This is a genomic window from Vibrio sp. DNB22_10_4 (genome assembly GCF_052879755.1).
Window position 1 is genome coordinate 172,312 of the sequence record NZ_JBNNXW010000008.1, and the last position, 12,394, is coordinate 184,705.

Here is a 12,394-nt window from a genome sequence, read left to right on the forward strand (position 1 = left end):
TCAGCGAGCGCTGTCAGAGTAACAGCGCGTCGATTCTATTGTTAAATGTACTGTTATTCTTCACGGATGCTTGAATATGACCCAAACTTCCCCTGCTTTTATTGATGGCGGTTTAAAATATACCCCTCACTACTTTACGGTTCCTCTCGACTACCAAGACTCTGCAAAAGGTTCGTTGCAACTCTTCGCGAGAGAAGTCACTCTCGCCAAAGACAACGCCAAAAAGCCCTGGCTGGTCTTTTTTCAAGGCGGCCCTGGCTTTCCATCTCCGCGCCCCAATGGCAACAGTGGCTGGCTAAAACGCGCTTTGCAGGACTATCGCGTATTGCTGCTTGACCAGCGGGGCACAGGGAACAGTAGTGTTGTCAGTCACCAGACCTTGGCACACCTTTCTCCAAATGACCAAGCTGAATACTTAAGCCATTTCCGTGCAGATAACATCGTTCGGGATGCTGAATTTATTCGTCAGGCTTTTGGGGTCACACAATGGGCTATCTTGGGACAAAGCTTTGGCGGTTTTTGCTCTCTGACCTACTTGTCACTATTTCCGGATAGTCTGAGCCGTGCTTACATAACGGGCGGCGTACCCTCAATAGAACGACATCCTGACGATGTCTACAACGCTACGTTCAAGCGTACCAAAGAGAAAAACCAACAGTTTTTCCATCAGTTCCCACATGCCCAATCGCTCTGCAAAAAAATTGCTAACCATCTGGCGACAAACGAGGTGACTTTACCGAATGGGCAGGTTTTCACCGTGGAACAATTTCAGCAAATCGGGATTAATTTTGGAGTCAGCGATACCTTCCTTCCAACCTATTACTCTCTTGAAAATGCGTTCATTGAAGTGGATGGAAAACCAACATTACGTTACGAATTCCTGAATGAAATGCTGGCGCAACAGGCATTTCAAACCAACCCTATTTATGCGCTTTTGCACGAGTCCATTTATTGCCAAGGCTTTGCATCAAATTGGTCTGCTGATCGCGTTAGGCAGCAGCACGATGAGTTTAATTACCAACCGGGCGACGATTGTTTCTATTTCACCGGCGAAATGGTATTCCCGTGGATGTTTGAGCAATACCAATGCTTAGAACCCCTTAAAGATGCCGCCAACCTACTCACAGAAAAAGCGGATTGGGGTTCGCTATACAATGCAGAAGTATTGGCAAACAACCGCGTTCCCGTAAGTTGCGCCGTGTACGCTGACGATATGTTTGTTGAGATGGACATCAGCCGGGAAACACTCGCTAAAATCCCCAATTCAAAAGCTTGGATCACCAACGAATATGAACATAACGGGTTGCGAGCAGATGGGGAGCGCATTCTAGACAAGTTGATCGAAATGGGTGATCACATCCATTACTGTCAGCAATAGGCTAGTTCAACGTCGACTGGCTCTGTTCTTTCAGCCAGTCTTTGAATAATCTTGTATACGGGTCGTCGAATTGGGTAATGATAAAGTACCCTGCATGAGCCGCTATCGGTGCAAAAGGGGCGATCAGTCGTCCCTGTTCAATCTCATTCCCTAGTAACGCTTGTCTCGCTAACGCAACGCCTACACCCGCCTCCGCTGCTGACATAGCCATATCGGTTCGATTGAAAAAGTGTCCTCTATTAGTCTCGATGTCCAGTCTTTGCTCAGAAGCCCAGTATTGCCATTCATAGTCCTTTGGCACTCCCTGCCACGGCATTATGTCGTGGAGTAATGTCACCTGATGCCATGCCTCGCTCCCTTGCTGTAGCCCTGGGTGTTTAGCCAGATAATCGCGACTCAACACAGGGATTAACCACTCTTCCATCAGCAATTCAGCCTCTGGGCGTTTATAAGGCATCGACCCATAATCTATGGCGATATCAAAGTCCCGATTGTCGCTGTCCACCAACGCCCCCTCAGCCAAGGTATGAATCTGGACGTCTGGATAGCGACGATGAAAGTCCTCGAGTCTGGGCACTAACCACTTAAAAGCAAACGAGGGAGTTAATTTGAGCCTGATCTGTTTACGTTCAGAAACACGAGTTAGTTGGAATACATTTTCCTCAATAGCGGCTAAGTGATGACTTGTGGCTTCCACTAACCGATTACCCTGCTCCGTTAATCGTACTCCACGAGCATGGCGTTCAAATACACTAAAACCTAACTTATCCTCTACCTGTTGCAATTGCTGACTTACTGCACCGACTGTTAGATTGAGTTGCTTTGCTGCACTGGTAATACTGGTATGTCGAGCAACAACACAAACTAAGTTCACCCCATTTAACAATGCTGACTTCATTTCGAGCCTTTAATATTTCTAAAACCTGCTATTAATTCTTATCGATTGTTAACCAAATGTAAATTGACCATTCTAGGTAAAATTTAAAAGTGCGAGAAGCGATAGTGAAAGTCATTGTATTGGGAAGCGGAGTCGTTGGACTCACTAGTGCGTGGTATTTGTCTCAGGCAGGCTTTGAGGTAACGGTTGTCGACAGGCAGTCTAGAGCTGGCGAGGAAACCAGTTTCGCCAATGCAGGACAAATTTCCTATGGCTATTCTTCACCTTGGGCTGCACCAGGTATTCCCTCCAAGGCCATTAAATGGCTATTTGAGCAACACGCGCCACTTAAGATAAAACCGAGTTTGAGCCCAGAGCTTTTTCGCTGGGCAACCCAGATGCTGATCAACTGTCAGCTGGGCAGGTACAAACTGAATAAATCCCGAATGCTGACCATTGCCAATCGAAGCCGTCGATGTCTGGCGCAGCTAAATCAAGACCACACTCTCCAATACCAAGGGCGAACACAAGGAACATTACAAATTTTCCGCTCTCAACAGCAACTTGATGCCATTGAGAAAGACATAGCGCTATTGACTGAAAGCGGAACTCGATTCCAGCTGTTTGATACCCAGCAGTGCTTGAAACAAGAGCCGGGGCTCGCAAATATGCTTGGGGATTTGGTTGGCGGACTTTACTTGCCCGACGATGAGACGGGCGACTGTTACCTTTTCTGCCAGCAACTGCAGAAGATGGCGGAGCAATCAGGTGTTAAATTCCTATTCGATACTCACATCAACACTCTAATAACTGAGCAGCGCCGTGTCGTCGGTGTAACCACCTCAAACGGTACCATCACTGGAGAGCACTTTGTGGTGGCACTTGGCAGTTACTCAAAGGCTCTGCTGCAACCACATGGCATTGATCTGCCCATTTATCCGGTCAAAGGCTACTCATTGACTTTGCCTATCATCGAACCAAGCCACGCGCCGTCGTCGACCATCATGGATGAGACCTTTAAAGTGGCCGTCACCCGTTTTGATGACCGAATTCGCGTTGCGGGCACTGCGGAATTAGCCGGATTTGATCCCGCTCTTCCCGACAAACGTTTAGCGACTCTAAACCACGTAGTCAGCGACTTGTTTCCTCAAGGCGTAGATTTGGCGAGCGCCGATTACTGGACAGGGTTTCGCCCGATGACGCCAGACGGAACGCCAATCATCGGTAAAACTCCACTGACCAACCTTTATACGAATACCGGACATGGCACATTAGGTTGGACGATGGCCTGTGGTTCCGCGGATATTCTTACCGAGCTGATTGCTTCAAACGGAAAACAAGAATTACCCGAACTGAGCATCGAACGATATTAGCGAGTTAGGTAACTACCTGACAGCTCTTGGTATACCTCAAATAGTGAGGTTCTAGTTTGCACATTTAGTGCTTTAACATCCTCACATGGTGCAACCAAGTCTGGCACTTGGTAAGTATGCATAGCTGCCGCCACGGCGGCTTTGACGCCGTTATTGGAATCTTCAAACGCCAAACAATGCTCTGAAGCAACGCCAAGTCGCTTAGCCGCTAAGTGGTAGATCTCTGGATCTGGTTTGCCACACGTCACCTCACATCCAGTCGCTAAACAGTTAAAGTAGCCGTCTAAGCCCGCGAGCTTAAGTTTCTTTTCAGCGACCTCACGATGAGTAGAGGTCGCAACAGCGATTGGAATGTTCTTGGAGGTTAACCAATCTAGCAGCTCAATAACGCCGTGCTTTTTGGGAATTGCTTGATGGAATACAACGCTTGTGTAACGCTGGCGCCACTCTTCATTGATCACTTTATAGTCAATAATTCCAGCATATGCCTCGCCTAATTTGGCGTGAATGGTTTTTGAATTACAGCCGATAATCGACAAATACTTCTCTTCAAGAAATGGCACCCCTAACGCTTCGCAAGCTTTCTCAAAGATACCTTTGCAGACGTTTTCTGTATCCAACAGCAATCCGTCCATGTCGAAAATCGCAGCTTTAAAATTCATTTCTCTCTCTTTTTCCAATGCATCCAAATAAGGCCAACACCTTTATCTGAGCGCATTGTGCCGTATCCGAGTGAATATTGCCAAGTAAATAGCGGCACAGATTCGTGTAAGGATATAACCAAGTATCCTCGCTGCACGCATGGACTTCAGTATATAATCGACATGAAAAAGGCACATTGAATCAAAGGAATAGTTATGGCGGTATGGAAAACCATCTTGATAGGTTTGGCTGGAGCATTGCTTGCGAGCCCTATCCCACTGCCATTGTCTGAACTTTTTGCCGCTGCATTCGCCACTATCCTTTATCTGCGATTGAGCGCTCAAACCATCAAGCTGCCCGATATCATACTCACCCTAATCCAGCTAATACTTGGCATTAGTATCGGCATCACAGTACCTGTGGCCGAGCTCGTTGGCTCATTTTCATTACCTCTATTTTTGGGACTCGTCCTATGTATGCTTTGCCAAACGACTGTGAACTTTCTTTGGCTTTACAAAAAGGAAAAGTGGACACCGTTTGAATCCCTACTTGGTGCGATCCCTGGTGCAATGGCGGCAATATTAGTGATAAGTGAAGGACAAGAGAAACCTTCTCCTAAGATTGTCTTCTCGCACTCTATTCGGTTATTACTACTGGTCGTTTTAGCTGGCGTCATTGCATCCACAGGCGAAAGCCATGCTTCTCAACTGACTCAATCATTTAACCTTGCACTAACAGGGCATCTTACACTGCTTGCAGTCACGAGCTTTTTGCTTGGTAAGCTGGTTGGAAAAGTAGGAATACCAGCACCATTCTTGTTAACCAGTCTCGTCACCGCGGCAGCCTATCATAGTTCATTGCCGGATCTCGCCCTCACCGTTCCTGAATCATTGATTATGTTCGCAACGGCAATATTAGGTGTGCTCATTGGCGTTCGCCTCGCCCCCACAACACTGAGAGAGGCCATCAGCTATTCCAAGGCAGGGTTTATTGTCACCCTTCTGGGCGTCAGCGTCACCCTTTGTTTTGCCGCTAGTTTCCATTTCTTAACGGGGATAGATTGGCAGGTATTGTTGCTTGCTTGGGTGCCAGGAAGCGTTGAAGCCATGACAGCTGTAGCGTTGTTACTCGGGCTTGAACCGGCCTTTGTCGCCATCAATCACGTGATGAGATTAATGATGCTTTATATGATGCCAGCGGCTCTTAAAGCGCCCTTGGAGCGTTTGAGTAGACTCTAAATCTATGTTGACCGGTAATTGAAGTTCATGTTCCAAAGACTAAAGACTCCACGTGTCATACAACTGCCATATAGATCTATAACAATGAAGAGTTAATTTTCAGGCCTTCTAAGCAACCAGGTTGAATATGATTGTCACTGATAAAAGTGTCAATTTATGTTATCTTCTCAAACGTATGACAACAAAAAAACCAACTCCAACCCTCTCATTACTAAAATCTTTCTATGAAGTAGGACGTTCACGAAGTTTCAAGCAAGCTGCTGAGAACTTAGGCTTGTCGCAGCCTACGATCATCAAACAAGTTGGCGAGCTTGAGCAGCAATACAACGCAAAGCTATTCACCAGAGGAAGAAACAACAACCGGCTAACGGATTTAGGTTTGCAACTGATGCCTCTTTGCCGTTCGGTCATTAATGGTGTGAAAGAGATTGATGAGTTCATGCAATCTCACGGCAAGCTGATACATGGAACACTAACGATAGCGGCGGTAAGCCCCTACTATGTCACTCAAGCATTAAAGACCTTTATCGCTAAATATCCAAAAATCAAAGTTAAGGTGATTTATGGTTCAAATAGAAATGCCCTTCACTTACTGCAAGCCGGTGAAGTCGATATCGGATTATTTGTTCACAACTCGCCGACTCCAGGGTTCAGTAGCTTTCTCTGCAAAGAAGATCAGATTATTGCCATCATACCGAAAGACAATCCACTCTCGAGGAATGAATTCTTAAATGCCGAAGACATCAAAGGAGAGATACTTCTTTGCCGTGAAAAAGGGTCTATCACTCAGGATATTTTTGAAACCGAAATGCGAAAACGAGAAATAGAGCCTTTATCCCGTGTTGAAATAGGCAGTAGAGAAGCTATCCGCGAGGGTGTTATCCAAGGGCTGGGAATTGGCGTGGTCACGGACCATGAGCATAACCATGATGAGAAGATTGTCGCCAAGCAATTTAGAAATGTCGATCTTTCAATGAAATATAGTTTCGTCGTTTCCAATGAGAGGTTGGGTAGTCGGCTAATTCAAGCCTTTCTGCAATGTACAGAGAAACATTTAAAGCAACCGCTCCAATAATAAATGCGCAGAGCGATTTAGTTCGTTCTGCGCACAGAAATGATCAAACGAAGGCCTAGACATGAGCCTCAAGCGGACTGCCGATCTCGAACTCTTCAGACTCATGCATGTAATCATGATAATGAATCACCGTGCGATCGCTTTCCAATAGCACGACACAATATTGAGGCTCTTCAAAGTTCCCTTGAATCATTACCTCATCGTTAAGATCTAACCTTACCTGATGGTTCATGCTGCGTAGTGTTGAAAAAGCAATGCCGCGCCATTGCCCTGCAATTGGGCGGTGGTAATGACCAAAAAACAGATGTTTAATATTAGAGTGTTGAGTTAAGAGATTACCCAACTGCTCACCATGAGCCTTGTCGAGGCTAATCGCATCCATTGCTGGAATACCAGTATCAAACGGAGCATGGTGCATAAATAGATAAACAGGTTGGCCGTTGGCGCTATCAATCTGCTGCTTCAACCATTGAAAGCGTTGCTCACAGTAAGTCCCTGCGTGTGTTCCCTCTTTCACTGTATCAAGAAGAATAAACACCCCACGCTCTGTTTGAATCACCTTTTGTGCAAATCCATTTTCGTCGAATTCAAAATTGCTAAAGGTTTCAGCCAGCGTTGGACGATGGTCATGGTTGCCAATAACAAGGTGATACGGGATAACGAGCTTAGATAAGGTGCTTTGCAAATTGGTATACGCTTCTGGGTGTCCAGCATGAGCAAGGTCGCCCGTTATCACGACCATTTCAGCATCACTGTGTTCTCGATTAATGCTCTCCACCGCTTTAGTTAAAGCAGGTTGAGGAGAGCGCTGATAAATTTTCTGTCCTGTGTAACCAAAATGTGTATCAGTAAGATGGATAATTTTCATAGTCAGTAGGGTCTATTTTAGTTGAGATTCAAGCGATATAACTGCTTTCGCTATGTCGTAAGTATGGTGAACCACCAATGTTGGGTTCTGCTTCTCTATATAACCTTGAGGCTGCCAGCCCCACGTAACGGCGATTGATAGAGCATCACTTTCATTAGCCGCTTTAATATCACTAATGCTGTCTCCCAGCATGATCGCCTTGGTTTTACACGTGGTTTGCAGTTGTTGGATTTTTTCCTTTTTACTCCCGTCTATATCACCGCCCAAAATCCCATCAAAGCTTGAGAGCAGTTTATGTCGCTGAAGCTGTTTTCTGATCACGTCACTGTGGCTGGCACTGACGATAAATAGTTTATGACTGGCGGCGATGGTTTCTATCGCTTGAGAAATACCAAAGAAAAACGGAGCTTGTTCGCCGTACTCGTAGAGATAACTGGCGACATCACGTGAAAAAGTCTTTTCATTCAACCCTAGTTCCTGTGCAACCGCTTCAAACGTGACCGGGTCAAGATAACGAAACGGATTGGTCTCAAGAATCACCAAGGAGTTTTGTTGCTTAGCAGCGAATTGACATGCATCACGGCACAGCTTTAGGCTGTCGCAAATCACACCGTCAAAGTCAAAAATAACCATTAATTCATTTACCTAATGATGAATTGCTCCCAGCACTGGGCTGGGAGCTTCCTTTGCAGTTCTATAGATAGTTGTTTACTTTTTCTGTCATTTCTTCGAGTACCTGATTAGGCTCGCTCCCGTCTGCACGACGGCCAGAAACAACAGAATGCAACTCATCTGAAATCACATCTGTGATTTTCAAGCCGTTTGCCCCTGGGAAAGAAACCCAAGTATCCATCCATGGCAGAGACGTGACCGCTGTTTTATGGTTTGGGCGATCCTCGTAAAAGCTACCTAACTTCGCGTTTGCGACCTGGTTTGGTGGCATATATCCGGTAAAGTGGGGAATCTGTTGGTTTCCAACAGGGCCGGTAATATATTTGATATACTTCCACGCCGCCACTTGCTGTTTCTTATCTTTCGCCAGCATGACCACAGCATTGCCACCCACAGGTAAACTGCCATTTTCAGCTACTTCAGGGAACTGTGTGGTTTTTAGTTCAAATCGTTCACCAATCGCGCGCTCAAACATGCCAAGGTTTGAAGTCGATGTAACGTAGATACCAATATTACCTGCACTGAATGAGCGCTCTGCACTTCTACGCTGGTAGTCTGGCATTTCAGCTTGATTGTGCATCTGAGCCAGTTTATTAATCGCCCACTGCCCTTCTTCACCATCAAACGCCACTTTGCCATCTTTTAGGATATCGCCCCCTTGTGACATAACCAGCGACAACCAAAGCCAGTTACCTGTGATGTTCCAGTCATAATAAAAACCTTGTTCATTGCCTTCCAAAGCATTGATCTTGGCTGCTACTGCAAAGATATCTTCCCACGAATCCGGCAGCGTAGAACTGCCCGTCGCTTTCTCGACTAAGTCCGCATTGAAATACACAATTGGCATTGAAACTGCGAAAGGCAGGCCATAGGTTTTGCCATCAAAACGGCTTGGTGACATCATTGAGTCATCAAATCCATTTTCAGATCTATCTTCTGCTGTAATGAACTGATCCAAAGGTACTGCGATATTGCGCTCGTAAAGCGGAAGGACTCGGTTCAAACCTTGAAAGCTAACATCAGGTAGTTGATTAGTAATCGCTTCTCGCATGACTTTCTGAGTCGCATCTTCATAGTTTTCGTAGTTAGAACGAAACTCAATTTTGATGTCTGGGTTCTCTTTTTGAAAGTCTTCAGCTAGTTGACGTTGTAGCCCATCAAAAAGCTCGCCATAAGGATATTGAACGACTAACGTTGTTTGAGCAAAGGCCGATGCTGATAGTAGCATCGCTGCAAAAGTAGAGATTCTAAGGCGCATTTTAAACTCCATTCATTTATCTTTTAATGCGTGTTGATTATTTAGGGTTTGAAGAGCCCTTAAAATTAAAGGCTCCTGTTTAAAAATTTGTTATTTCATTCCAGACATCGTGATGCCTTCAATGAACCGCTTTTGAGCACACAAGTAGGCAATAATGAGGGGTGCAACAATGACAGTTGCCGCAGCCATAAGCGGGCCGTAACTGTCCCCTGCTTCGTCACTCTTGAATGCAACAACACCAAGTGGCGGGGTGTAAATATCTTGGCTGTTCGCGACAATTAACGGCCAAAAGTAATCATTCCAGTGAGCCACGATTGAGAAAATCCCGAAGGCAATCAGTGCTGGAATCGCCGTAGGAACCATGATTCGCCAAATGATTCCAAATTCACTAAACCCATCTAGGCGAGCAGCAGAAATCAAATCGTCCGGCACTGAGTTAAAAAACTGTCTCATCAGAAAGATGCCAAATACCGAAATAGAAAATGGGGCAATAAGCGCTTCATAACTGTTCAGCCAACCAAACTTGTACATCAATAGATACCAAGGGATGGAAACCGCTTGAGGTGGGATCATCAGGCATGCCAGAATCGCAATAAAGACAACCTGTTTACCTTTGAAATTTAACTTGGCCAATGCATAAGACGCTGGGACTGCTATCGCTATTTGGCTCAGAAAAATGGCGACGGTGACGATCACGCCGTTTAACATGAAGCGAACTAATGGCGTCTCAGAAAACGCAATCGAGTAGTTCTCATAAGCGGCGAACCGCTCTGGAATCAACCTGATTTCGTTAACAAAAATCTCATCTTCTGGCTTGAACGACGTGAGAACCATCCAAACAAAAGGAAGAAGAAATAGGGCTGCTAAAGCAATTAGCGTCACGTGGCGAAATAAGCCAAATAAGTCAATTCTCTTCATTAGTAATGCACCTTCTTTTCCATGAAACGCATCTTGATTACCGTGATGAGCAAGACAATGAACAAGAAAATCACAGTGATAGCAGCGGCATAACTTGTACGGAAGAACTGGAATCCTTCCACATACATCAAGTGCAGTAGGACTTCCGAGCTTTTTCCAGGTCCACCCTGAGTGAGCACTTCAACAGTATCGAAAACTTGAAACGCCTTAATTGCCGAGATAACAAGAACAAACAGAGTGACCGGCCCTAACATCGGCCAAGTGATTAAGCTAAATCGAGACCATCCATTTGGCACACCATCCATCTCGGCAGCCTCATAGAGGTGGCGCGGTATGGCCATCAAACCGGACATGAACAGCACCATGTTGTAGCCGAGTTGATGCCAGATACCGATTCCTGCAAGCACATAAACCACAGTGTCTGGGTCGTTGAGCCAGTTTTTGCCATCGACCCCAAGCTTATCCAACATCATGTTCAGCAAGCCAAAGTCTGGTTGTAAGATGTACTCCCAAACGATAGACATAGCGATTAGCGTCCCCATTACGGGCAAGAAGAAAGCGGTACGATACGCGCCTCTTCCACTCGGACGAGCTTCAATAAGAATCGCAATAGCGAGTCCACCAACCACAGAGAAAGGCAGTACAATGGAAACGTACAACAAGGTGTTCTTTAAGGCCTGCCAAAACGCACTATCGTTTTTAAGCTCAATATAGTTATCTAAGCCTACCCATGAAAATGTGGTCATACCCAATTGCCAATCCGTGAAGGACAAAATGACAATCGCCACAATGGGGCCTATCAGAAATAGCACCATCAGCAGAATGGCCGGCAGAGTAAGCAACCATGCAGTGTTTTGCTCTCGAACCTGCCCAAGCGTTTTCTTCGTAGTGATACGCTTAGGCAGCTTCATAGCAATATCTTGAGACATATCAGGCCGCCTCCATCATGATGTCGATCTTTTGAATGCGCTGCCCATGTCGATTGAAAAACATAAGCTTGTCAGGAGCGACTTCTAGGTGAATGTTGTCACCTTGAGAAAAGCCTTTTGACTCATCGGCTGTCAATTTAATTGCTATGCTTCCGTTCGCCCATGCAGCACTTGCAAAGATGATTTTTTCACCTCCCATATTTTCGATATGGGTGATAACCGCAGGCATGTTGTTACTTGAACATATTCGAATATCTTCAGAGCGCACCGCAATGGTAATTGGCGCATCACAGGTCGTTGCGTTGAGCTTAATGCCACTTAACTCTTGACCATCAAATAAGATATTGCCTTCATCATCGACTAAAGCTGGAATCGTGTTGATCTTTGGGCTACCGATAAACTCAGCAACTTTTAAATGGTTAGGGTTGTTGTACATATTGTTTGGTGTATCCACCTGGATAAGCTCACCTTCCACTAGAAGTGCAATCCGATCCGACATCGTCATCGCTTCCACTTGGTCATGTGTGACGTAGACAAACGTTGTGCCAATTTCTCGATGAAGCTGGGTCAATTCCCCCCTCATATGTACACGAAGCTTGGCATCAAGATTTGATAAAGGCTCATCCATCAAAAATGCTGAAGGTTCGCGAACCATTGCTCGCCCTAGCGCAACGCGCTGACATTGACCACCAGACAACTCACTCGGTTTTCGATCAAGGAGATGCTCGATATGTAACTGCGCCGCAACCTCCTCTACTCTCGAATCAATCGCAGCAAGCGCATGTTTAGTATCTTGGGAAAGTAACGTTGCCAGTGGCACCCTTTGCCATAGTGGCGTGCGCATTCTCAGCGGTACGCGCATATTGTCTTTAACCGATAAATGCGGGTACAACGCATAAGACTGAAACACCATGGCGAGATCTCGCTCTTTAGGTCGCTTATCGGAAATATCAGTGCCACCAATTCGAATGGTGCCGGAAGATTGCTCTTCTAATCCTGAAATAATACGTAGAAGTGTTGATTTACCGCTGCCTGAAGCACCAACCAAGGTCATAAACTCACCATCTTTGATATCTAAATTGATACCTTTGAGGATCTCGGTTTGGCCAAACGATTTCTTAATATTTGAAAGCTGAATATCTGCCATGATGTTAGTCTTTATTTAG

Annotated in this window: 12 protein-coding genes; 4 read left to right on the forward strand and 8 right to left on the reverse strand. The window is 45.6% G+C overall.

The genetic code is table 11. The features are described from left to right. Positions 1 to 76: 76 nt before the first annotated feature. Entirely contained in the window at positions 77 to 1,378 is a 1,302-nt protein-coding gene (locus ACVA6Q_RS17750) for an alpha/beta fold hydrolase (RefSeq protein ID WP_446648380.1), read from the forward strand. Between the two features lies 1 nt (position 1,379). Here the strand turns inward: ACVA6Q_RS17750 and ACVA6Q_RS17755 are convergent, their stop codons facing one another. Continuing rightward, positions 1,380 to 2,276, reverse strand: coding sequence for a LysR substrate-binding domain-containing protein (locus tag ACVA6Q_RS17755; RefSeq protein ID WP_446648381.1), 897 nt, complete (start codon positions 2,274 to 2,276; stop codon positions 1,380 to 1,382). A 104-nt stretch (positions 2,277 to 2,380) separates the two neighbouring features. On the opposite strand from ACVA6Q_RS17755, the gene ACVA6Q_RS17760 reads away from it, so the two are divergent. Next, positions 2,381 to 3,628 carry a D-amino acid dehydrogenase gene (locus ACVA6Q_RS17760; protein WP_446648382.1) on the forward strand — a complete coding sequence of 416 codons (1,248 nt, stop codon included), beginning with the start codon at positions 2,381 to 2,383 and terminating at the stop codon, positions 3,626 to 3,628. Here ACVA6Q_RS17760 and ACVA6Q_RS17765 read toward each other — a convergent pair. Continuing rightward, the gene (locus tag ACVA6Q_RS17765) at positions 3,625 to 4,290 is read right to left on the reverse strand and encodes an HAD family hydrolase (RefSeq protein WP_446648383.1); all 666 of its coding nucleotides are present in this window, start codon (positions 4,288 to 4,290) and stop codon (positions 3,625 to 3,627) included. The two genes, ACVA6Q_RS17760 and ACVA6Q_RS17765, sit on opposite strands and share 4 nt — an antisense overlap. A gap of 195 nt (positions 4,291 to 4,485) precedes the next feature. Between ACVA6Q_RS17765 and ACVA6Q_RS17770 the strand changes: the two genes are divergently transcribed. Next, positions 4,486 to 5,508 (forward strand): AbrB family transcriptional regulator, encoded by a 1,023-nt coding sequence (locus ACVA6Q_RS17770; protein WP_446648384.1) that lies wholly within the window; start codon positions 4,486 to 4,488, stop codon positions 5,506 to 5,508. A 127-nt stretch (positions 5,509 to 5,635) separates the two neighbouring features. Further along, a complete protein-coding gene (locus ACVA6Q_RS17775; RefSeq protein ID WP_446648385.1) occupies positions 5,636 to 6,583 on the forward strand; it encodes a LysR substrate-binding domain-containing protein in 948 nt (315 codons plus the stop codon). 55 nt (positions 6,584 to 6,638) lie between these two features. Here the strand turns inward: ACVA6Q_RS17775 and ACVA6Q_RS17780 are convergent, their stop codons facing one another. The 6 genes from ACVA6Q_RS17780 to ACVA6Q_RS17805 form a co-directional block, all read right to left on the reverse strand. Further along, positions 6,639 to 7,451, reverse strand: coding sequence for a phosphodiesterase (locus ACVA6Q_RS17780; RefSeq protein ID WP_446648386.1), 813 nt, complete (start codon positions 7,449 to 7,451; stop codon positions 6,639 to 6,641). A gap of 12 nt (positions 7,452 to 7,463) precedes the next feature. Further along, the gene (locus tag ACVA6Q_RS17785) at positions 7,464 to 8,084 is read right to left on the reverse strand and encodes an HAD family hydrolase (protein ID WP_446648387.1); all 621 of its coding nucleotides are present in this window, start codon (positions 8,082 to 8,084) and stop codon (positions 7,464 to 7,466) included. 61 nt (positions 8,085 to 8,145) lie between these two features. Further along, complete coding sequence (locus ACVA6Q_RS17790) at positions 8,146 to 9,381, reverse strand: ABC transporter substrate-binding protein (protein WP_446648388.1); 1,236 nt, start codon at positions 9,379 to 9,381, stop codon at positions 8,146 to 8,148. A 90-nt stretch (positions 9,382 to 9,471) separates the two neighbouring features. Further along, positions 9,472 to 10,299 carry a carbohydrate ABC transporter permease gene (locus tag ACVA6Q_RS17795; protein ID WP_446648389.1) on the reverse strand — a complete coding sequence of 276 codons (828 nt, stop codon included), beginning with the start codon at positions 10,297 to 10,299 and terminating at the stop codon, positions 9,472 to 9,474. After that, positions 10,299 to 11,228 carry a carbohydrate ABC transporter permease gene (locus ACVA6Q_RS17800; protein ID WP_446648390.1) on the reverse strand — a complete coding sequence of 310 codons (930 nt, stop codon included), beginning with the start codon at positions 11,226 to 11,228 and terminating at the stop codon, positions 10,299 to 10,301. The genes ACVA6Q_RS17795 and ACVA6Q_RS17800 overlap by 1 nt, the downstream gene beginning before the upstream one ends. A gap of 1 nt (position 11,229) precedes the next feature. Then, on the reverse strand, positions 11,230 to 12,375 hold the full coding sequence (locus tag ACVA6Q_RS17805; protein WP_446648391.1) for an ABC transporter ATP-binding protein: 1,146 nt from the start codon (positions 12,373 to 12,375) through the stop codon (positions 11,230 to 11,232). Positions 12,376 to 12,394 lie beyond the last annotated feature (19 nt).